Here is a 20438-nt window from a genome sequence, read left to right as displayed (position 1 = left end):
ACTTTAAGTCATGCATTTATAAATAAGAAAACTGGTATGATTCATTTAAGGAATCATACCAGTTTTCTTATTGGAACTGTATTTCATTGAATTGATCGATTACTTTCTGTAAGGTAGCTTTTCCTTCAGAAACAAGCGCCTTATCCTTTTTATCATATCCTTTTTCAATCTTAGAAATGGCTATTTTCATATGCTTGTTAGCATCCTGAATCTGGTCATGGATATCTTCAAACGTTTTAGGTGGATTCGCTTTTTTAAATGGTGCTTCATATGTTTGAACCGCATCATCGATCGTTTGTTTTACTTCAGATAAACGATCTGACACCATCGCATCTCCTTTCAGTTGATCAATCTTACCTTCAATGTCAGAGTATGTTTTAAATGCAGTAGCTAATTGAGTAGTGTATGCTTTAAAGTTTTGAGTGTACAAGTCATTTGTTATTGTATTGCCACTTTTAGCTTGTTTGAGTTCATTTTCTATATTATTCAATGTGTTATTTTTAGAAATATGTTTCGTTTTTTCGTTTTCAACTTTTTCTTTTAAATGCTCAACTTCTTTAGATAAAGTGTTCTTTTCTTTCGTAAGTTGTTCTGCTTCTGAAGGTCCGCAAGCAGTTAGTAATAGACTCGTCGATAATAGTAAAAATATTTTTTTCATTTTGTTACGCCTCAATTCAAATAGTGTCTTTATATATGTTAACATATATATAATGTTATAAAAAAGCTTATATATAGAGAGGAAGTAAAAATATGAAATTTGAAAAAGTAAATCAATTGTTAGATGATAAATCATTAGATGCTGTTATTGTACTATCACAGTATAACAGAAGATATTTATCTGGATTTACAGGTTCAAGCGGTGCTTTAATCATTTCTAGAGATAAGAAAATTTTAGTAACAGATTTTAGATATATTGAACAGGCTACTGATCAAGCATCTGCATTTGAAATTGTTAAACATAGTCAACCGATACTTGATGAGATTCGCACGTTGATAGAAACATATGGCTATAAATCTATTGGATTTGAGGGAGATCTTATTACATATCAGCAACATCAAAACTTATTAAGCAATCATTATGAACTTGTTAATGTTGCTGGAGAAGTAGAACGTATTCGAATGATAAAGGAGCCGCACGAAATTGAAATCATCCAGAAAGCGGCCGATATCGCTGATGCAACTTTTGAGTATATCTTACAAGTAACGAAGCCTGGTATGACTGAAATGCAGGTTAATAACTTAATGGAGATGAAAATGCGTGAACTAGGGGCAACGGGTTCTTCTTTCGATACAATTGTTGCAAGTGGTCTGCGTGGTGCATTACCGCATGGTGTTGCGAGTGATAAAGTGATTCAGTCTGGTGAGATGATTACATTTGATTACGGTGCGATATATAATGGTTACATATCAGACATAACACGTACGATTGCTGTTGGTGATCCTAGTGAAGAAATGGTAAAGATTTATAACATCGTATTAGAATCACAGATGAAAGCATTAAATGAGATTAAGATGGGTATGTCAGGGATAGAAGCTGATAAAATTGCGAGAGATGTGATTGAATCTTACGGTTACGGAGAAAAATTTGGACATTCATTAGGGCATGGCATAGGGCTAGAAGTTCACGAGGGACCAATGTTATCTTCGAAATCACCTCATATTCTGGAAGAAAACATGTGTGTAACATTAGAACCAGGTATATATGTCGATGGTTTAGGTGGCGTACGTATTGAAGATGATGTTTTAGTTACAAAAAATGGACTAAAGCGCTTTACACATTCAACAAAAGACCTTATTATTTTATAAGAAAGCTAATTAGGAGGAAATTTAATGATTTCAGTAAACGATTTTAAGACAGGTTTAACAATTGAAGTAGATAACGGGATTTGGAGAGTTATTGAATTCCAACACGTAAAACCAGGTAAGGGTGCTGCATTCGTACGTTCGAAATTACGTAACTTACGTACTGGTGCTATTCAGGAAAAAACATTCCGTGCTGGTGAAAAAGTTGGTAAAGCACAAATCGATAATAAACGTATGCAATATTTATACGCTTCAGGTGATCAACATGTATTTATGGATAATGAATCTTATGAGCAATTAGAATTGCCAGAAAGCACGATTGAATACGAATTAAAATTCTTAAAAGAAAATATGGAAGTTCATATCCAAATGTATGAAGGAGAAACGTTAGGTGTTGAATTACCTAACACTGTAACATTAGAAGTAACAGAAACAGAACCTGGTATTAAAGGTGATACAGCTCAAGGGGCAACAAAACAAGCAACTGTTGAAACGGGTTATACTTTAAACGTACCTTTATTCGTTAACCAAGGTGATAAATTAATTATCAATACTACTGACGGTTCATATGTATCACGTGGATAAGCAATAAATTTTAATAAAGACATGCACATATTGCATGTCTTTTATTTTTTTCTTGTATTGGTCTGACCACTAGGATAAAATAAATTAGTAACTAGTCATAAAATCTTGTATAAAAAAAGGGGTACATCATGAAATTTGAAGATATTAAAAAACTTGTAGATTTAATAGACGCATCAAAAACATTAACTGAATTAAATTTAGAGCAGGATGAATATAAAATTGTTATCAAAAAAGAAAAAGAAATAGTACAGACACCAATTACTACAACATATGAAGTACCATCAGCACCAGTTATGCCTACACAGCAAATACAGTCACAAACACAATCTCAACCTCAAACAAACGCTATAACACAGGCAGAACATATAGATACTAGCAAGACGATTAACGCACCAATGGTCGGAACATTCTATAAATCACCTTCACCTGAAAGTGCACCATACGTGAGTGTCGGTGATAAAGTCAATGCTGACAGTACAGTATGTATTCTGGAGGCAATGAAATTATTTAATGAAATTCAGGCTGAAATCTCAGGAGAGATTGTAGAAATTCTTGTTGAAGATGGACAAATGGTTGAGTACGGACAACCGTTATTTAAGGTGAAATAATATGAAGAAAGTATTAGTCGCAAATCGTGGCGAGATAGCAGTAAGAATCATTCGTGCGTTAAAAGAGTTAAATATACAGTCAGTAGCTGTCTATTCAGAGGCAGACCGTGATGCCTTACATACTCAAATTGCTGATGAAGCTTATTGTATCGGACCGAAACAATCGAAAGATTCGTATTTAAATATTCCGAATATTTTAATGATCGCAAGCTCTACAGGTTGCGATGGTATTCATCCTGGATATGGTTTTTTAGCTGAGAACGCAAATTTTGCAGAAATGTGCGAAGCATGTCAAATTAAATTTATTGGACCGAGCCACTATTCTATTTCTAAAATGGGTATCAAAGACGTAGCCAAGAAAGAAATGATAAAAGCTGATGTTCCGGTTGTTCCTGGCAGTGACGGATTATTAGAAAGTGTTGAAGATGCATTGACACTTGCGAATCAAATGGGTTATCCGGTTATCTTAAAAGCGACTGCTGGTGGCGGTGGAAAAGGGATTCGTGTAGCAAGAAATGATGAAGAACTCCGCAATGGTTATATGATGACTGAACAAGAAGCTGCTACAGCTTTCGGTAATCCAGGGTTATATTTAGAGAAATTTATTGAAGAATTTCGTCATGTTGAAATCCAAATATTAGCCGATCAATACGGTAATGTAATACATCTCGGAGAGCGAGATTGTACCATTCAGCGTCGTATGCAAAAACTTGTAGAAGAATCACCTTCACCGATTTTAGATGACACGACAAGAACGGCAATGGGTCAGGCAGCAGTGCGTGCAGCTGAAGCTGTAAACTATGAAGGTGCTGGTACAGTTGAATTTATCTATGATCTAGCAACGAAAGCATTTTATTTTATGGAAATGAATACACGTATTCAGGTTGAACATCCAGTTACTGAAATGGTGACAGGCATTGATCTGGTGAAATGGCAGATAAAAATTGCCGCAGGGGAAAGACTCACAATACAACAGGATGATGTTAAGATGTCAGGACATGCCATTGAACTTAGAATTAATGCAGAAAATCCTTATAAGAATTTTATGCCATCTCCAGGTCAAATTACACAATATGTTGTGCCAGGTGGGTACGGTGTAAGAATAGATTCAGCGTGTTATACGAACTATAAAATCCCACCTTTTTATGATTCGATGGTGGCCAAATTAATCGTACATCAACCAACACGCGCTGAAGCGATTGAGTGCGCGAAACGTGCACTAGATGAATTTGTTGTAACCGGTGTGGATACGACGATACCTTTCCATCTTGCATTAATGGAAAATGATATTTTTAAATCTAATAAATATAGTACGAAGTTTTTAGAACAAAATGAAATACTTTCATAAAAAAGCGCTTATGCGTTTTTTTATTTTGCATTTAATATTATACTTAAAACATGTTATAGTATTAATATGAGATGGGAGGCATATATCAATGATTGAAACAAATAAAAAAGGCAATTTAGGTACAGTTGAAATTGCACCGAGTGTAATTGAAGTCATCGCATCAATCGCTGTATCTGAAGTCAAAGGTGTATCACTTGTTCAAAAGAACAAATCTCTCGATAAATTAGGCGTTAAAAATCAAAAAGGTGTTAACGTGGAAGTTAAGGGTGAAGATATCATTATCGATGCATACTGTGCTTTCGACTATGGTACAAAAATTTCTAAGACGGCAACACAAGTACAGCAATCTATAAAAAATGCATTAGGTAATATGACTGCGATTAGTCCGAAACAAATCAATGTGCATATCATTAATGTAAAATTTAAAGAAAATTAATTTAGAGGATGCTTGCATCCTCTAAATTTTTGAAGGAGAAACATATGTCAAGAACAGAATCAAGACAACATGCAGTACAAATATTATTTCAATTAGAAACAAAAGAACATGATATTACAATTGAAGAAGCAACAGCATTTATTATTGAACCGCCTCTAAAGGATGAATTTTGTGAATCAATCGTTCGTGGTGTGAAAGCTCAGGAAACAGAAATCGATGGTAAAATATCACCGCATCTTAAACAATGGACGCTTGACCGTATCAATAAGATAGATCGTATCATATTAAGAATGAGTACTTTTGAATTGCTATACACTGATGCACCTGAAAAAGTAGTTGTCAATGAAGCGGTAAATTTAGCGAAAACTTATAGTGATGATGACAGCTATAAATTTATCAACGGTATTTTAAGTGAAATAATAAAAAATAAAGCGTAGTGATGATATGGAAAAGTATTTAACGGTAAGTGCGTTAAGTAAATATATAAAAGTAAAGTTTGATAGAGACCCTTATTTACAGGAGGTCTATATTAAAGGTGAACTTTCAAATTATAAGCGTCATTCCAGTGGACATCATTATTTTGCATTAAAAGATAATGGTGCCATTATTCAATGTATGATGTTTAGTCGTGATGCCAGTAAATTATCTTTTACTCCTAAAGAGGGAGATAGTGTACTTATTACCGGTCGCGTTTCATCCTATGAAGCACGAGGCAACTATCAATTGTATGTTAATACGATGACGCTTGATGGTATTGGGTTATTATATGAGAAATTTGAACAACTTAAAAAAGAGTTTCAGGAAAAAGGATATTTTAATAGAGAACATAAACAGGCTTTACCAAAATATCCGAAACATATTGCAGTTCTTACAGCAAGTACAGGAGCGGCTGTACAGGATATACGTACTACTTTAAATAATCGATATCCTCTAGCAGAAGTAACGTATATATCAACACTTGTACAAGGTGCAGGTGCTAAAGAAGATATCGTAAAAAATATTGAACAGGCAGATGCTATCGATGCTGATGTAATTATTCTTGGACGTGGTGGAGGATCAATCGAAGATTTATGGGCTTTTAACGAATCCATTGTTGTTGAAGCCATCTATAATGCACGCACACCAATCATCTCAGCAGTAGGACATGAAACGGATACAACATTATCAGATTTTGTAGCAGATTTACGTGCACCAACGCCTACTGGAGCGGCCGTTCTTGCAACGCCAGACGTCCGTGAATTAGATGCGCAGATTAATAAAGCACGTGAATTCATGAATCATAAAATGAACAATATATTACGTCATCAAATGCAGCACTTAAATCAGCTTGAGAATTATTATATTTTTAAGAATCCATATATGCTTGTTGAACAAAAGGTTCAGCGAATCGATGAAATTCAGAATAATATGAAGTACCTGGTGAATACGATGCTGCAACAACAAAAGCATCGTACATCAACATTGACACAATTTATTACGCCTAAAACTTTACAGGATAAAGTCAGTCAACTTCAAAAAGATATTGAGAATAAACATCTTCAAATGAATAGAACAATTCAATATATGATGTCAATGAAACAAACAGCATTTCAATCTCGATTGGCACTGCTTAGCAGCTTAAGTCCAACAGAAACATTATTACGAGGATATAGTATTACACGTCATAATGATTTGATTGTGCGTTCTGTAGATGATGTTAACATTGGTGATATGTTAGAAGTTGAAATCAAGGATGGTAAGCTAATCAGTGAAATAATTGAAAAGAAATAACTAGGGGTGTCTTTCATGGCTAAAGATTTTGAAACGATGATGAATGAATTAGAAACGATAGTTAAACAACTTGATAATGAAAATGTGTCTCTTGAAAAATCGATAGAACTTTATGAAGCAGGTGTGAAATTATCTAAAGCATGTCAGGATAAACTGAAAGAAGCAGAGGAGAAAATTGCAAAGCTTCAAGAGGCAGATACTAATGAATAAGGCATATATTGATACGATTAATGATGCAATCGATAAACTCTATCAAGAAAAAGCTGTGTCTTCACAATTAAATGATTCGATAGTCTATTCGCTTAAAGCGGGTGGTAAACGTGTACGTCCGTTACTGTTAATGACTACGCTTGAGAGTCTAGGTGGTAATCCTAATGATGGATTAGCATTTGGCTTGGCGGTTGAAATGATACATACTTATTCATTGATTCATGATGATCTTCCAGCAATGGATGATGATGATTATCGTAGAGGTAAGCTCACAAATCATAAAGTGTACGGTGAGGCGACTGCGATATTAGCAGGAGATGCATTATTAACGGATAGTTTCCATCAAATAATATCAAGCAATTATTCAGACGTAACTAAAATAAAACTGCTAACGTTATTATCAGATGCTGCCGGGTCAAAAGGTATGGTCGCAGGACAGATGCTTGATATGGAGAGCGAAAATAAATCAATTGATATGATGACTTTAGAGACCATTCACCATCATAAAACAGGAGATTTAATTCACGCATCTATCTATGCTGCTGGTATTATTCTGGAACAAAAAGATGATCTTCTGTCGTCACTAGATAAAGTAGGAAGAAATATTGGATTAATGTTTCAGATAAAAGATGATATTTTAGATGTAGAAGGTGATTTCGAGTCAATCGGAAAAGCTGTTGGAAGTGATGTAGAAAATGCAAAAAGCACATACGTCTCTCTAATTGGTCTAGAAGTATCTAAACAAAGACTAAATGAAATCTATAATGAGACGGTAGAAATTGTTGGCAATATTACTTTAAACAAAGCGCCGCTTATAGAATTAATTGATTTTATTGTCAATAGAAACAAATAAAAGCCTTTGCAGGGCTTTTTTTATTTTTCATGCATTCGTAAACAATGATATAATAGGAAACATATTAAAGTAAGAGAGATGTAGGTGGGAATTCATGGATGTATCGAAAATAAAAGATCCATCGTTTATTAAAAATTTAACAGATGATGAGTTAGTTGAATTAAGTAGCGATATTCGTCAGTTTCTTATAGAGAAATGTGCAATTACCGGGGGACATATCGGGGCAAATTTAGGTGTTGTAGAATTAACAATCGCTATGCATAGAAGTTTTAACAGTCCACAGGATAAACTTATCTTTGATGTAGGGCATCAGGCATATATTCATAAAATTTTAACTGGCCGTGGAGAGAAATTTGATACTTTACGCCAATACAAAGGTTTAAGTGGATTTCCAAAACTAAATGAAAGTCCACATGATGTATGGGAAGCAGGTCATTCTTCAACGTCATTATCAGCAGCAATTGGAATGGCGAAAGCGCGTGATATTCTAGGTGAAGATTATGATGTCGTGCCGATTATCGGTGACGGAGCTTTAACGGGTGGTATGGCACTAGAAGCATTAAATCATATCGGCCATGATAAAACAGATATGACGATTGTCTTAAACGACAACGAGATGAGTATAGCACCAAATGTTGGTGCAATGCACAATATGTTCGGTCGATTACGTACAAATCAAAATTATAATCGAGCAAAAGTTGATATTGATGGTTTCTTGAGTAAATTACCGGGTGGTCATAAGTTAAGAGATTCAGCTGATCGCATTAAAGATAGTCTGAAATATCTTGTTGTTACAGGTGTATTCTTTGAAGAACTTGGCATTAAATATGTCGGGCCGGTAGATGGGCATAATTTTAATGATCTTAAAGAAGCTTTTGAGACATCTAAACGTATTAATGGTCCGGTTATCGTTCATGTTATTACTAAAAAAGGTAAAGGTTATCGACCTGCTGAGAACGATAAAATAGGGACTTGGCATGGATTAGGACCATATAAACTAGAAACTGGTGAACAGGTAAAAGGTAGCTCAAAAGCACCCGCATGGAGTCAAATCTTCAGTGACACGGTACAAAGTTTTGCAGAAAATGATAAACATATTGTTGCAATTACGCCAGCGATGCCTGTAGGAAGTAAGTTGACGAGGTTTCAGGCAGAATTACCGGATCAATTCTTTGACGTTGGTATTGCAGAACAGCATGCAGTGACGATGGCGGCTGGACTAGCTGCGAATGGCATGAAACCTTATGTTGCAATTTATTCAACATTTTTACAACGTGCTTATGATCAAATGTTACATGACGTTGATCGTCAAAACTTACATGTTGTATTTGGTATTGACCGTTCAGGTCTTGTTGGTGCAGATGGTGAAACACATCAAGGTGTCTTTGATATACCATTCTTAAGTCATATGCCAAATATTACAATTATGATGCCAAAAGATGAGAATGAAGCACGTCATATGCTGCATAGTGCATTTTATGAATACTCAGGACCTATTGCGATACGTTATCCAAGAGGTAATGGTATTGGTGTAGAGGTTGATGATAATTTGCAACCCGTACCCTATGGTAAATGGGAAACACTTCATGATGGTGAGGATGTCGCAGTACTAGGTTTCGGACCGACATTACAACTTATTGAAGAAGTGCGTGATGAACTATTAAAAGAAGGTATCACTATTGAGGTGGTTAATGCTCGATTTATTAAACCACTAGATACAGACTATCTGGATAAGATTGCACAGGAAGATAAAGCGATAATTACAGTTGAAGAGTCAATGTTGAGTGGTGGTTTTGGATCATTAATCGTCAATTACTTCAATGATAAACATCAGTATATAGATATTAAACGAATCGGTATTGACGATGAATATATAGAACATGGTGATGTAGAATTATTGCTGAAAGATATCGGAATTTCAAAGGCGAATATTATCAATGAAATAAAACAATCACTGAAGCGTAAATATGAAAAAAATTAGAATTGATGATTGGCTCGTTGAACATGACTATTATGAAACAAAAGATGCCGCTATGCGTGCTGTCATGGCAGGGCTCATTTTTAATGATAATATCCGCATTGACACTGCAGGTGAGAAAATTAATCCTATAACTGCAAAAATCCGCGTGAAAGATAACCGAAAAAAATATGTAAGTCGTGGTGGATATAAGCTTGAAAAAGCAATTGACTATTTTGATTTAAATTTAATTGATGTCATTCATCTTGATATCGGATCTTCAACTGGTGGATTTACAGACTGTGCATTACAAAATGGCGCGCGTCATTCATATGCTTTGGATGTCGGTACGAATCAATTAGACTATCGTTTACGCATTCATGATAAAGTTACAGTTATGGAACAGACAAATTTTAGATATGTGACGAAAGTACAGTTTGATCCTTTACCGAATTTTATTACGATAGACGTAAGTTTTATTTCTTTATCGATGATTCTCAATAAACTTGTTGAAATAGTTGAACCCGGAGCGACAATTATTGCACTCATTAAGCCTCAATTTGAAGCAAGATATGAATTTGTTGATAAAGGAATTGTTCACGATAAAGATGAACATATCCGGGTATTAGATGAAATGATTCAGCTATGTAAGAAACTGAATATTCAAGTCAATGGTATTACCTTTTCACCAATTACAGGTCAAAAAGGAAATATTGAATATTTATTACATGGTCAAGTTATTGCTGATAATGATAAAATTATTAACGATGTTACCTTTGATAAAAATCAGTCACAATCAACAGCAATGATTGTGGAACAAGCATTTAACATATTAAATGATTAAACCACCGGGGGAAATTCGGTGGTTTTTTCGTATACAATAAATTGTATGTATGCTAAAATAATTTGTATAATTATACAGGAACAAGGGGGCGTAGGTATGGCGAATAAAACCATCCGACAAATTAAAATCAGAGAGATCATCTCCAATCAACAAATAGAAACACAGGAAGATCTTGTTGAGAAATTAAATGAATATAATTTAAATGTAACACAAGCAACTATTTCTAGAGATATAAAAGAATTACAATTAATTAAAGTACCCACACCTAGTGGCCAATATATCTACTCATTACCTCGAGATAGAAAATACCATCCACTTGATAAATTAGGACGCTATTTAATGGATTCATTTGTTAAATTGGATAGTGCTGACAATTTACTTATCTTAAAAACTTTACCTGGAAATGCACAGTCAATCGGTGCTATTTTAGATCAGTTAGAATGGGAAGAAGTCATCGGTACGATTTGTGGGGATGATACTTGTCTATTAATCTGTAAAGATAAAAAAGCAGGAGAAGTGATTACTGAACGTATTTTTAACATGCTTTAATTGGGGGATTTTATATGCTTTTGTCGTTATCTATTAAACAGTTTGCAATAATCGAAGCATTAGAAATTGAATTAAAAGATGGTTTAACAGTACTTAGTGGAGAAACTGGTGCAGGTAAATCAATCATTATCGATGCAATCGGACAACTTATCGGAATGCGTGCAAGTCAGAATTTAGTGCGTCATGGTGAGAATAAGGCGATTGTTGAAGGTATATTTGATATAGACCATAATCCTCGTGTAAAGGATATGCTCATTGAAAAAGATATTCCATTAGATGATTTTATGTTGGTTAAACGTGAAATTTTAAAGACGGGTAAAAGCATATGTAAGATCAATAATCAGACCGTAACATTAACAGAATTAAAAAGTATCATGCAGGAGCTTTTGGATATTCATGGCCAACACGAAACACAGACACTATTAAAACCAAAATATCATCTGACATTATTAGATGATTATGCAAAAGGTAATTATGATACGTTACTATCGGAGTACAAGACAACCTTTAAACAATATGTTGAGAAAACGAATGAACTGAAAAACTTACAGCAAAAAGATGAAGAATTGTTACAACGGTTAGATTTAATAAAATATCAGCATAAAGAATTAAGTGAGAAGAAATTAATCGCCTCAGAAAAAGAAACGTTAACAGAAGAAATTAATCGACTGCAGAATTATGAGAAACTTAATGATGCTTTAACGAAATCAGTCAATCTATTAAGCGAAGAGAATCAAATATTAGATTTACTATTTGAATTTAATGCATCACTTAAAGAAGTGGATGAAATTATTCCGAACAAGTTTAGTAAGACATTAGAAGACTCTGAAGGACTATATTATATATTAGATGATGCGAAACATGCATTACATGATGCAATGACTCAAAATGAATATGATGAGAATGAACTTAATCAGTTAGAGACGCGTATGAATGAAATACAATTTCTGGAACGTAAGTATGGAAAACCTCTAAATGAACTGATACCTTTTATTGATGAGTTAGAAAAAGAAATTAATACGATTGAAAATATTGAAGAATCCACTACTCAATTGATGAACGAAATACAACAGACAAAGTCAAAACTTTTATCACTAGGTAATGATTTAAGCAAAGCAAGACGTAGAGTAGCTCAAACACTGCGCAATGAAATTTTGGATGAAATTCATAATTTAGAGATGAAAAGTGCAAACTTTGAAATGGCATTTACAAAGACAGAACCAACTGCAACTGGTATTGAATCTTTAGAATTTATGATTAGCCCAAATAAAGGTGAACCATTGAAACCACTTGAGAAAATAGCATCCGGTGGAGAACTAAGTCGTATGATGCTTGCTTTAAAAAGTATATTTGCAGAATCTAAAGGCAAGACAGCAATTTTATTCGACGAAGTAGATACAGGTGTTTCTGGGAAAGTCGCTCAAAAAATGGCTGAGAAAATGTATGATATTTCACAACATATACAGGTTATCTGTATCTCACATTTGCCACAAGTTGCTGCAATTAGTGATCATCATCTTTATATCGAGAAAAAAGAACAAGATGACAGGACGACTACAAGAGTAACTGAACTCGATGGAGAATCACGCATAAAAGAAGTTGCTAGAATGATCTCAGGTGTTGAAGTGACACCACTCACATTAGAACATGCAGCTGAATTAATCAATCAAAATAAGAAGTAAAAAAGGATGAAGAAGTATGGTACTTAAAGTTGCGATTATTGAAGATTCACGAGAACTCGCAGTAACAATAAAAACACATCTGGAAAAACATAATTTGCAGGTCGTCGGAATGTGTCATAACGGTAAGGATGCCCTTAATATGATCAATGATATTGAATTTGATTTACTGTTACTTGACCTGATATTGCCTCATATCGATGGAATTACGCTGTTAAAAGAGCATATTCCAACGAATCATCCTTTTAAAATTATTTGTTTAAGTGCGTTTGGAAAAGATTCTGTGCTGTCAGAAGCAATGGATTCCGGAGCTGATTATTTCATTTTAAAGCCGATTAATTTTGATAATTTTGTCAATCGTATTTGTCAGATCTGTAATATTGATGAATCTGTCCTCAGACAAAATAAATTAGAACAGTTAGGATTTAAAGAAAAACATAAAGGTACGCGATATATACAGGATGCCATTGAAATATTATTTGCCAGAAGCGAGCAGGAACGAGCAAAGAAAGTACATTTAACAATTGATTTATATCCAAAGATTGCAGAGAGAAACAATGTAAAGAACGCGAATGTAGAACGTTCTATTCGACATGCAATTGAAAGAGCATGGGATAACGGTTTACAGGAAGTCTTTAACAAACGTGGCAAATTAAATCGACCGACGAGTGGCGAACTGATTGATTACCTTATGGAGGATTATCATGACTAAAATAATTGGACATAGAGGGTATGCAGCACTTTATCCAGAAAATACGATGCTAAGCTTTAAAAAGGCCTATGAACATGGTGCAGATGGTATAGAGCTTGATATTCATATGACTGTCGATAATGAAATTATTGTCATCCATGATCCAACCTTAAATCGTACTACCAATCAAAAAGGTCGTGTCAATCAATTAACATTAGATGAAATCAAAATTGCACGTAATAAGAATGGTTTATTTAAAGTAACTGATGAACAAGTACCGACGTTAAAAGAAGTGATGGACTGGATCATTACAACCGATATGACGTTAAATATTGAAATAAAATGTGTTACGGAAGGTGTCCTTGAAGAAACACTCATTAAACTATTAAGTCAATATGACATGAAAGAGCGTATTATTATATCAAGCTTTAATCTTGAAAGTTTATTGTACATAGAAAAGATTGATCCGAGCTATGACACAGCATTACTTACGAATAAAGAACTAGGAGAGCCGTGGATATATATGGAGTCACATGGTATTAAATCAGTGCATCCTTACGGAAAAAGTTATATGAACGACGCGAAAAGACAAGAAGTAGTACGATATAATTTACCAGCCCGTGTTTATACCGTTAATCGCGCAAAAGAAATACAGTATTGGCTGGAAGAAGAAATCGATGCCATTATAACAGATGAAGTAGAAGTAGCGGTTAAACTAAAAAATGATTATTTGTTAAAACAACATTGATTAAAATATAAAAAACAAGAGAATCATCCATTATTAGGATTGATTCTCTTGTTTTTTATAAAATTTTTCTTGTGCACGTTTACTTTTCTTTTCGATATGCAGAATATAGCCGCCTACAAAACTAACACCAAGTACCATTAAGATAAATCCAATTACAAATTGCAGCCAAATAAAATGGAGTTCTGGGACAAGAATACCAAAAACAGCATCTCTCATCCATTTGATACCTAAACCTGCAAAGTAAATTGGAATAACTAATACAAGAAGTGCGATCATCTTTTTCATAAATTCACCTACCAATAGCATTATAACAAAAAAACATCATAATATTAATAATAAATAAATTATTATATAAATATAATAATAGATAAAAATGATGAATAAATAAAAGAATCTAAAATACGCTTAAATAGCATGTTGTAAGCGCTTTAGTTTGTTGAAGTACATAAATATTCAATAGAATATAATAATATATCGGAAATCGAAATAAAATATACAGAAATAAATTTAAAAATGAATATTTTTGTTTTATAAACATAATATTTAATGTAAAATAGGAAGTGTTAATCTAATAATTATTTTATGAAAAGGGGAAATAAAATGATTTTTAAGACTTTAGAACAATATGACTATGAGCAAGTTGTATTCTGCCAGGATAATGCAAGTGGATTAAAAGCGATTATCGCGATTCATGATTCAACACTTGGCCCTGCGCTTGGGGGATGCAGAATGTGGCCATATGAAACAGAAGAAGCAGCAATTGAAGATGCATTACGTTTAGCACGTGGAATGACATATAAAAATGCAGCAGCAGGACTTAATTTAGGTGGCGCGAAAACAGTTGTTATCGGGGACCCAAAAAAAGATAAATCAGAAGCTTTATTTAGAGCATTAGGCCGTTATATTCAAAGTTTAAACGGACGTTATATTACAGCTGAAGACGTAGGTACAACAGTTACTGATATGGATATTATGCATGAAGAAACTGACTTTGTCGTAGGATTATCAGAAAGCTACGGATCTAGTGGAAATCCTAGTCCAATGACAGCATTAGGGGTATATCGTGCGATGAAACGTACGGCGAAAGAAGCATTCGGTGATGATAGTTTAGCAGGTAAGACAATTTCTGTACAAGGGGTAGGAAATGTATCTTATACTTTATGTAAATATTTACATGAAGAAGGTGCGAAATTAATCGTTACGGATATCTTCCAGGAATCAATTGATAGAGCAGTAAATGACTTTGGTGCAACAGCAGTGAAGCCTGATGAAATTTACGGTGTAGAAGCGGATATCTTTGCACCATGTGCATTAGGTGCGATTCTTAATGATGACACAATTCCACAATTGAAAGTTAAAGCAGTATGTGGATCATCTAATAACCAGTTGAAAGACATGGAAAAACATGCAGCGATGTTGCAGGAACGTGGCATCATCTATGCACCTGACTTTGTCGTGAATTCTGGTGGGGTAATTAATGTAGCTGATGAATTAAATGGCTATAACGAAGATCGTGCAACAAAGAAAGTTAATGAAATCTATGATCAGATGGATAAAGTATTTGAAATCGCGAAACGTGATAACATTTCTACAGCTTTAGCAGCTGAACGTTTAGCAGAAGAACGTATTGATCAAATGATGCGTGTACGTAGTACATTTAGTTTAAATGAACATTCTTTGATCTCTAGACGTAGAGGGTAAAAAATGATGAGCACCTACAAATGATTTTGTAGGTGCTTATTCATTATGAAAATTATATTTAGTGTTATTTTAAATATTAATTTTTACTACCTGTATTAATAAAAATTTCTTCCAATGTTGGTTCATAAACATTAATACCATAAACTTTTATATTATGATTTACTAATATTTCATTTATCTTTGCGATATTCTCATTATCTGTGGTTTCCAAAATAATAGTGTTTTTATTATAATTTATATTAGAAGCATATTTTTTTAATTTATTATTTATCAGTTCATTGATATCATTATTTTTAGATTGAATTTTGTAAGTTACTTCAATCACATTTTGATAATTCATTTTTACTTCTTCTAAATTTCCTTCGATAATAATTTTGCCGTTATCCATTATCGCGATTGTATCACATAATTTTTCGACTTCGTCTAAATTATGTGAAGTTAAAAAAATTGTTTTACCTTCCTCAGATAACTTTCGAATTAAATTATGTATGTTTAATATTGAGTTAGGATCTACGCCTGAAGTTGGTTCATCTAAGAAAATAATATCTGGATTATTAATCAGTGCTTGTGCTATTCCTAGTTTTTTCTTCATACCAAATGAATAATTTTTAACTTTAATTTTATTAGATTTTTCTAGTCCAACATTATTAAGAATATTCACCATTTCTTCTTTTGATAATTTATGTCCAAGTATGTGAGAAAAATAATTCAAATGTTCTATTGCAGTTAAATTGTCATAAAATGAAGAATAATCTGGTAAGACCCCAATTTTATCTTTAGGACTATACATATTAAATTCACCACTAGTTGGGATAATAATACCAGTTACCATATTAATAAACGTGGATTTGCCTGCACCATTTTTACCTAAAAATCCATAAATAGAACCTCTGGGTACAGATAAATTTATATTATTAACGACAACTTTATCTTTGTACATTTTTGTTAGTTTATTTGTTTTTAGAGCGTACATTATAAATCTCTCCTTTTAAATATAATTAAAGAAGTAATTAATAAAATTATAGTAAGTATGATAGTACAAAATACCATTCCATCACCTTGACTTATGAAATAGTAAGGTGTTATATAACTAAATATTTTTAATATTAATTTATCAGACAGTATACTCCAAAAACCTAGACCAGAAATAATGATTGATAAAGCAAGTCCAATAAAGTTTGACAATATAGGGTTGTCGATTAATACCGATAACAATAAAGCAAGTGCAATAAAATATGATAAAAAAGTTAAACATTGCAACATATGAATAAAGTAGAATGATTTAGTATAAAAGGCAAGGGCAATGATTGTTATAAGTAGGATGGAAAACCAAAATGCTATAACCCCTAAAAATTTACCAAGAATGATTTTGTTTCTTGAGGTTTTAGTAACTAAAAATCTTATAGTACGTGTTTTCATTTCTTCATTTATAATATTGTGACTTAGTATAAATACAAAGATAGGTCCAAAAATAAATATGATTAACATTAAACCTGAACTATTTGGATTTTCACCTAATCCCATATCTTTTAATTGATCTTTGAAAATATTTAGTAATTTTGCAATGCCTATTGCTGCACTAAATATCATTGAAATTACTATAATACTCTTAATACTTTTAAATAAATTAGTAAATTCTTTCAATGCAATGGCAATCATAATATTCTCCTTTTATAAGTCTTTTGATTTCATATTTTCTAATTCTTTTTTATAACGTTCTTTTTTCTTCTTCTGACCAAAATTAAAATCAGATAATAAAACAAGATTACCTAATCCTAATTTCAACCAAAAGAATTCAATGTCTTGATCGAGATAATAAAATTTAATAAACATATAAAGGGTGAAAATTATAGGAGTGATTAATCCTATCCATCCTGGTTCCAAAGTTGATAAATATTTTTGTGCTCCAAATAATACTGCAATAAGAATTATTAATTCGAATATAGCTATCATGAAAATTCTCCTTTTGTATATTTTTTATTTATTTCATAATTTATACTACACTATAATTTAATAAAGTTAAAGAACTTTTTAATATTATTGATAATAAAGTTATTTTATTATTGAATTATGATAAAAATAATATTAAAATCATTATAGGAGGTTGCTTATGGACAAAAATGAAATTCCAGAATGGTTATTAAAACTAGATAAAGAAGATATTGAATTTATGAAAAATTTTGTTTTAGAATCAGGATCTTTAAAAAGTATTGCAAAGATGTATGATGTATCTTATCCTACAGTCAGAATAAGACTTAATAGTTTAATACAGAAAGTGGAATTAGCATCTAAAGAAGAAAATTCAGGACTTGTGAGTTACATTAAATCGCTAGCAATCGACGAAAAGATTAGTTTGGAAGAAGCTAAGAAATTGATAAGTCTTTATAATAGTGAAAAGGAGAATTAGTATGGCAGATTATATAATACGAATTTTAATATTTGCTTCAATTTATGGTGCTCAATATATATTATCTTCAACAAAATTTAAATGGTTAGGACTGGTTGTTCCGCTTATATGTACAGTATATGCAATATACTTTTATATGAATGACAATCAATGGCCATTATGGGCGGTTTTAATAATGTATGTAATTGGTATGGTTGTTTTAGGTGGTCAATATGATGCTGCAAGAAAAGCATATAATAAAAAACAAGTAATAGAATTAAATAAAATGAAAAGTAAAGATTTATAGAATGTTATGCACCTACTAGTATAAAAATGTAGATATTTTTCTATTTAAATTAAACATTAACGGCACTATTATTTGTGGTGGTGTATATATTTTAAGTGTGTAATAAGAAATTGAATTTGATAAGCTTAATACAGAGAAAGTTACTTTACATGATAATTTACTTGTAACTCCACCTAATAAATATGTGGATTTTGCGATAAAAATGTTAGAAGTCTTAGACTTATATAATGATTAAGAAGATTACGAAGAAACTATTAGATTTTATAAAGCGTTTAAAAGTGAATAAAATAAAATGTACATAGGTAGAAAGTAATTCTTTTAAAAAAATCAAATATAAGATTCAATATTGGAGATATAAGTATGATATTAAATAATCAGTTGAGGGTTATTTGGATAAATGGAGCTTTTGGTGTAGGAAAAACGACAGTAGCAAATTTACTTAAAGCAAAGATAATAAATAGTATTATTTTTGATCCTGAGATTGCAGGAACTATGCTGAATAAAATTTACCCTGAGGAAATAAAGAAAGATAATTTTCAGGATTATATAGAATGGCGAAATATTAATAATGAAATTCTAAGAAAATTAATTGAGAGAACTGATAAAATTATTATTATCCCAATGACAATTACAAACTTAAATTATTATCAAGAAATTGTATCAGGTTTAGATTCTAAAATAATTCGTCAATTTTTATTGGTAGCGGATGATAATACTTTAATTGATAGACTTAATTCAAGAAATGAATCCGACAGATGGCCATATGACCAAATAAATCAATGTATTAAAGCTTTTGGTAGCTTTGATTTTGGAACTAGAATTGACACAAATGTTATGAATTTAGATTCTATTGTCGAAGTAATTATAGAGAGAATTAAATAATGTTAATAAATTATTGAGCAAAGGAGTGATAAGATGTACTCCTTTGCTTTTTTATTTATAACATTCAAAGTAAATAATTTAATAATTATAACCTTTTTCTATTTTGAATTTCCATAATATATTTTTGATTTAAATAATCTGAATATAACTTGAAGATTACATAATGTAAAATCAAATTTATCACTAATAGGGCAAATAAATATGGTGAGATTTGATTAAATAGATGAGGAGAATACAAATAAATAGAGCATAAAATAATTATAGTATTATCAGTTGAACAAACAATAACATTAAAATTAGATTTAGTAGTTGAATACTTCCATAAATAAGGGTATAGTACGCCAAAAGAAAGTCCGAATAATATAGAAATCAAAATCAATCTCCAAAAGTAATTATAATAAATTAAGTTATCAGTGTTGGACATTGAAGTAATAACCATTACCCAAATTAAGCTTAAAAATGATGTTTGAAAGAAGTTTTGAGTTAGTTCTTTTATCATAATAACATCTCCTTGATCTCTTTAGAATAGTATCTGCTGACGATGTATTTTTTATTAGAATTACTTTGTATTAATAGTCTTGATGCTTTATCTGAAGAGAATTGATTTAAATGTCTTAGATTAAACATCTGTGTATTATTGATTTTAACTATTTTATACTTAGTTAAATATTTCAATTCTTTTATCCTACCTTTGATATAAAAAAGTGAATTATCAACTAAAATTACTTTGGACAAATGAGTAAAAGTTTCAATAGATTCGATATGATTTACAGATACTTTTATAGATTTATTAGATTTAATATCAATCAATGTAATTTTAGTCTCAAAAAAATTGGTTAGGTTATTTACAAGATCTTTGTTACTTTCGTGACTTTCTAAATGGATAACATCCTTATTAAGATGATTATTAAAGTTTACATTAAATTTCATATCAGGTTCCTCCTTATATTTAATTTATCATTAATAGGATAATCAGTAGACAATGTTTTAATTAGTTGCAAAAGTTTCTATTTTGTTACTTCAATAATAAAAAATTCAAGACTTTATTCTTTATAAAAAATTAGATATAATGTTGAAAGTT

At 31.9% G+C, this 20438-nt stretch carries 25 protein-coding genes; 19 read left to right on the top strand and 6 right to left on the bottom strand.

Features of this window, described 5'->3' with window-relative positions:
• Positions 1-67: 67 nt before the first annotated feature.
• Positions 68-658, bottom strand: coding sequence for an LXG domain-containing protein (locus KFV12_RS08120; RefSeq protein ID WP_111715153.1), 591 nt, complete (start codon positions 656-658; stop codon positions 68-70).
• Between the two features lie 92 nt (positions 659-750).
• On the opposite strand from KFV12_RS08120, the gene KFV12_RS08115 reads away from it, so the two are divergent.
• The 15 genes from KFV12_RS08115 to KFV12_RS08045 all read left to right on the top strand — a co-directional run bounded on the left by KFV12_RS08115 (position 751) and on the right by KFV12_RS08045 (position 14081).
• Positions 751-1806, top strand: coding sequence for a M24 family metallopeptidase (locus KFV12_RS08115; protein WP_111715152.1), 1056 nt, complete (start codon positions 751-753; stop codon positions 1804-1806).
• Between the two features lie 24 nt (positions 1807-1830).
• Complete coding sequence (efp, locus tag KFV12_RS08110) at positions 1831-2388, top strand: elongation factor P (RefSeq protein ID WP_096076375.1); 558 nt, start codon at positions 1831-1833, stop codon at positions 2386-2388.
• A 128-nt stretch (positions 2389-2516) separates the two neighbouring features.
• Complete coding sequence (accB, locus tag KFV12_RS08105; RefSeq protein WP_111715150.1) at positions 2517-2996, top strand: acetyl-CoA carboxylase biotin carboxyl carrier protein; 480 nt, start codon at positions 2517-2519, stop codon at positions 2994-2996.
• 1 nt (position 2997) lies between these two features.
• Complete coding sequence (gene accC, locus KFV12_RS08100) at positions 2998-4344, top strand: acetyl-CoA carboxylase biotin carboxylase subunit (RefSeq protein ID WP_099578411.1); 1347 nt, start codon at positions 2998-3000, stop codon at positions 4342-4344.
• 88 nt (positions 4345-4432) lie between these two features.
• The gene (locus KFV12_RS08095) at positions 4433-4780 is read left to right on the top strand and encodes an Asp23/Gls24 family envelope stress response protein (RefSeq protein ID WP_111715147.1); all 348 of its coding nucleotides are present in this window, start codon (positions 4433-4435) and stop codon (positions 4778-4780) included.
• Between the two features lie 44 nt (positions 4781-4824).
• A complete protein-coding gene (gene nusB / locus KFV12_RS08090; protein ID WP_254256545.1) occupies positions 4825-5217 on the top strand; it encodes a transcription antitermination factor NusB in 393 nt (130 codons plus the stop codon).
• 7 nt (positions 5218-5224) lie between these two features.
• A complete protein-coding gene (xseA, locus tag KFV12_RS08085) occupies positions 5225-6550 on the top strand; it encodes an exodeoxyribonuclease VII large subunit (RefSeq protein ID WP_111715143.1) in 1326 nt (441 codons plus the stop codon).
• 15 nt (positions 6551-6565) lie between these two features.
• Positions 6566-6760, top strand: a complete 195-nt coding sequence (xseB, locus tag KFV12_RS08080) for an exodeoxyribonuclease VII small subunit (protein WP_255724882.1) — start codon at positions 6566-6568, stop codon at positions 6758-6760.
• Complete coding sequence (locus tag KFV12_RS08075) at positions 6753-7613, top strand: polyprenyl synthetase family protein (protein ID WP_111715140.1); 861 nt, start codon at positions 6753-6755, stop codon at positions 7611-7613. Before xseB ends, KFV12_RS08075 begins: the two co-directional genes overlap by 8 nt.
• A 94-nt stretch (positions 7614-7707) precedes the next feature.
• Positions 7708-9594 carry a 1-deoxy-D-xylulose-5-phosphate synthase gene (dxs, locus tag KFV12_RS08070; protein ID WP_254256544.1) on the top strand — a complete coding sequence of 629 codons (1887 nt, stop codon included), beginning with the start codon at positions 7708-7710 and terminating at the stop codon, positions 9592-9594.
• Positions 9581-10414, top strand: coding sequence for a TlyA family RNA methyltransferase (locus KFV12_RS08065; protein WP_254256543.1), 834 nt, complete (start codon positions 9581-9583; stop codon positions 10412-10414). The genes dxs and KFV12_RS08065 overlap by 14 nt, the downstream gene beginning before the upstream one ends.
• 96 nt (positions 10415-10510) lie before the next feature.
• Complete coding sequence (ahrC, locus tag KFV12_RS08060) at positions 10511-10963, top strand: transcriptional regulator AhrC/ArgR (protein WP_099578398.1); 453 nt, start codon at positions 10511-10513, stop codon at positions 10961-10963.
• 14 nt (positions 10964-10977) lie between these two features.
• Positions 10978-12645, top strand: coding sequence for a DNA repair protein RecN (recN, locus tag KFV12_RS08055; protein ID WP_111715135.1), 1668 nt, complete (start codon positions 10978-10980; stop codon positions 12643-12645).
• Between the two features lie 16 nt (positions 12646-12661).
• The gene (locus tag KFV12_RS08050) at positions 12662-13354 is read left to right on the top strand and encodes a response regulator (RefSeq protein WP_239242751.1); all 693 of its coding nucleotides are present in this window, start codon (positions 12662-12664) and stop codon (positions 13352-13354) included.
• Positions 13347-14081 carry a glycerophosphodiester phosphodiesterase family protein gene (locus KFV12_RS08045; RefSeq protein WP_254256542.1) on the top strand — a complete coding sequence of 245 codons (735 nt, stop codon included), beginning with the start codon at positions 13347-13349 and terminating at the stop codon, positions 14079-14081. Before KFV12_RS08050 ends, KFV12_RS08045 begins: the two co-directional genes overlap by 8 nt.
• A 33-nt stretch (positions 14082-14114) precedes the next feature.
• On the opposite strand, the gene KFV12_RS08040 is transcribed toward KFV12_RS08045, so the two are convergent.
• On the bottom strand, positions 14115-14366 hold the full coding sequence (locus KFV12_RS08040; RefSeq protein ID WP_254256541.1) for a DUF2627 domain-containing protein: 252 nt from the start codon (positions 14364-14366) through the stop codon (positions 14115-14117).
• A 315-nt stretch (positions 14367-14681) separates the two neighbouring features.
• Here KFV12_RS08040 and KFV12_RS08035 point away from each other — a divergent pair, with 315 nt between their 5' ends.
• Positions 14682-15782, top strand: a complete 1101-nt coding sequence (locus KFV12_RS08035) for a Glu/Leu/Phe/Val dehydrogenase dimerization domain-containing protein (RefSeq protein WP_254256540.1) — start codon at positions 14682-14684, stop codon at positions 15780-15782.
• Positions 15783-15858: 76 nt separating this feature from the next.
• Here KFV12_RS08035 and KFV12_RS08030 read toward each other — a convergent pair whose 3' ends face one another.
• From KFV12_RS08030 to KFV12_RS08020, 3 genes are read right to left on the bottom strand one after another with little or no spacing between them, the layout of a single operon-like run.
• Positions 15859-16755: an ABC transporter ATP-binding protein gene (locus KFV12_RS08030; RefSeq protein WP_254256539.1), complete on the bottom strand. Its 897-nt coding sequence runs from the start codon at positions 16753-16755 to the stop codon at positions 15859-15861.
• Positions 16755-17441, bottom strand: coding sequence for an ABC transporter permease subunit (locus KFV12_RS08025; RefSeq protein ID WP_254256538.1), 687 nt, complete (start codon positions 17439-17441; stop codon positions 16755-16757). The genes KFV12_RS08030 and KFV12_RS08025 overlap by 1 nt, the downstream gene beginning before the upstream one ends.
• Before the next feature lie 12 nt (positions 17442-17453).
• Positions 17454-17735: a hypothetical protein gene (locus KFV12_RS08020; protein ID WP_254256537.1), complete on the bottom strand. Its 282-nt coding sequence runs from the start codon at positions 17733-17735 to the stop codon at positions 17454-17456.
• 157 nt (positions 17736-17892) lie between these two features.
• Between KFV12_RS08020 and KFV12_RS08015 the strand changes: the two genes are divergently transcribed.
• The 3 genes from KFV12_RS08015 (at position 17893) to KFV12_RS08005 (ending at position 19357) form a co-directional block, all read left to right on the top strand.
• On the top strand, positions 17893-18189 hold the full coding sequence (locus KFV12_RS08015) for a DUF2089 family protein (protein ID WP_164942256.1): 297 nt from the start codon (positions 17893-17895) through the stop codon (positions 18187-18189).
• A 1-nt stretch (position 18190) separates the two neighbouring features.
• Positions 18191-18475, top strand: a complete 285-nt coding sequence (locus KFV12_RS08010) for a hypothetical protein (RefSeq protein ID WP_254256536.1) — start codon at positions 18191-18193, stop codon at positions 18473-18475.
• Positions 18476-18835: 360 nt separating this feature from the next.
• Positions 18836-19357, top strand: coding sequence for an AAA family ATPase (locus KFV12_RS08005; RefSeq protein WP_254256535.1), 522 nt, complete (start codon positions 18836-18838; stop codon positions 19355-19357).
• A 495-nt stretch (positions 19358-19852) separates the two neighbouring features.
• On the opposite strand, the gene KFV12_RS08000 is transcribed toward KFV12_RS08005, so the two are convergent.
• A complete protein-coding gene (locus tag KFV12_RS08000; RefSeq protein WP_254256534.1) occupies positions 19853-20287 on the bottom strand; it encodes a LytTR family transcriptional regulator DNA-binding domain-containing protein in 435 nt (144 codons plus the stop codon).
• Positions 20288-20438 lie beyond the last annotated feature (151 nt).

The sequence above is a fragment of the Macrococcus epidermidis genome (genome assembly GCF_024205965.1).
GTDB classification, from domain to species: Bacteria; Bacillota; Bacilli; order Staphylococcales; family Staphylococcaceae; genus Macrococcoides; species Macrococcoides epidermidis.
Note: the sequence above shows the minus strand (reverse complement) of the source record. Positions and strands in the feature narration are given on the sequence as shown.

What these genes read in the sequence shown, in the direction of transcription:
- xseB (WP_255724882.1), top strand. Translation starts at nt 6,566, where the DNA reads ATGGCTAAAGATTTTGAAACGATGATGAATGAATTAGAAACGATAGTT.
- recN (WP_111715135.1), top strand. Translation starts at nt 10,978, where the DNA reads ATGCTTTTGTCGTTATCTATTAAACAGTTTGCAATAATCGAAGCATTA.
- KFV12_RS08065 (WP_254256543.1), top strand. Translation starts at nt 9,581, where the DNA reads ATGAAAAAAATTAGAATTGATGATTGGCTCGTTGAACATGACTATTAT.
- KFV12_RS08115 (WP_111715152.1), top strand. Translation starts at nt 751, where the DNA reads ATGAAATTTGAAAAAGTAAATCAATTGTTAGATGATAAATCATTAGAT.
- KFV12_RS08075 (WP_111715140.1), top strand. Translation starts at nt 6,753, where the DNA reads ATGAATAAGGCATATATTGATACGATTAATGATGCAATCGATAAACTC.
- ahrC (WP_099578398.1), top strand. Translation starts at nt 10,511, where the DNA reads ATGGCGAATAAAACCATCCGACAAATTAAAATCAGAGAGATCATCTCC.
- KFV12_RS08030 (WP_254256539.1), bottom strand. Translation starts at nt 16,755, where the DNA reads ATGTACGCTCTAAAAACAAATAAACTAACAAAAATGTACAAAGATAAA.
- accC (WP_099578411.1), top strand. Translation starts at nt 2,998, where the DNA reads ATGAAGAAAGTATTAGTCGCAAATCGTGGCGAGATAGCAGTAAGAATC.
- accB (WP_111715150.1), top strand. Translation starts at nt 2,517, where the DNA reads ATGAAATTTGAAGATATTAAAAAACTTGTAGATTTAATAGACGCATCA.
- KFV12_RS08050 (WP_239242751.1), top strand. Translation starts at nt 12,662, where the DNA reads ATGGTACTTAAAGTTGCGATTATTGAAGATTCACGAGAACTCGCAGTA.
- KFV12_RS08015 (WP_164942256.1), top strand. Translation starts at nt 17,893, where the DNA reads ATGGACAAAAATGAAATTCCAGAATGGTTATTAAAACTAGATAAAGAA.
- KFV12_RS08095 (WP_111715147.1), top strand. Translation starts at nt 4,433, where the DNA reads ATGATTGAAACAAATAAAAAAGGCAATTTAGGTACAGTTGAAATTGCA.
- dxs (WP_254256544.1), top strand. Translation starts at nt 7,708, where the DNA reads ATGGATGTATCGAAAATAAAAGATCCATCGTTTATTAAAAATTTAACA.
- KFV12_RS08010 (WP_254256536.1), top strand. Translation starts at nt 18,191, where the DNA reads ATGGCAGATTATATAATACGAATTTTAATATTTGCTTCAATTTATGGT.
- KFV12_RS08005 (WP_254256535.1), top strand. Translation starts at nt 18,836, where the DNA reads ATGATATTAAATAATCAGTTGAGGGTTATTTGGATAAATGGAGCTTTT.
- efp (WP_096076375.1), top strand. Translation starts at nt 1,831, where the DNA reads ATGATTTCAGTAAACGATTTTAAGACAGGTTTAACAATTGAAGTAGAT.
- KFV12_RS08035 (WP_254256540.1), top strand. Translation starts at nt 14,682, where the DNA reads ATGATTTTTAAGACTTTAGAACAATATGACTATGAGCAAGTTGTATTC.
- KFV12_RS08040 (WP_254256541.1), bottom strand. Translation starts at nt 14,366, where the DNA reads ATGAAAAAGATGATCGCACTTCTTGTATTAGTTATTCCAATTTACTTT.
- KFV12_RS08025 (WP_254256538.1), bottom strand. Translation starts at nt 17,441, where the DNA reads ATGATTGCCATTGCATTGAAAGAATTTACTAATTTATTTAAAAGTATT.
- KFV12_RS08120 (WP_111715153.1), bottom strand. Translation starts at nt 658, where the DNA reads ATGAAAAAAATATTTTTACTATTATCGACGAGTCTATTACTAACTGCT.
- xseA (WP_111715143.1), top strand. Translation starts at nt 5,225, where the DNA reads ATGGAAAAGTATTTAACGGTAAGTGCGTTAAGTAAATATATAAAAGTA.
- KFV12_RS08020 (WP_254256537.1), bottom strand. Translation starts at nt 17,735, where the DNA reads ATGATAGCTATATTCGAATTAATAATTCTTATTGCAGTATTATTTGGA.
- KFV12_RS08045 (WP_254256542.1), top strand. Translation starts at nt 13,347, where the DNA reads ATGACTAAAATAATTGGACATAGAGGGTATGCAGCACTTTATCCAGAA.
- KFV12_RS08000 (WP_254256534.1), bottom strand. Translation starts at nt 20,287, where the DNA reads ATGAAATTTAATGTAAACTTTAATAATCATCTTAATAAGGATGTTATC.
- nusB (WP_254256545.1), top strand. Translation starts at nt 4,825, where the DNA reads ATGTCAAGAACAGAATCAAGACAACATGCAGTACAAATATTATTTCAA.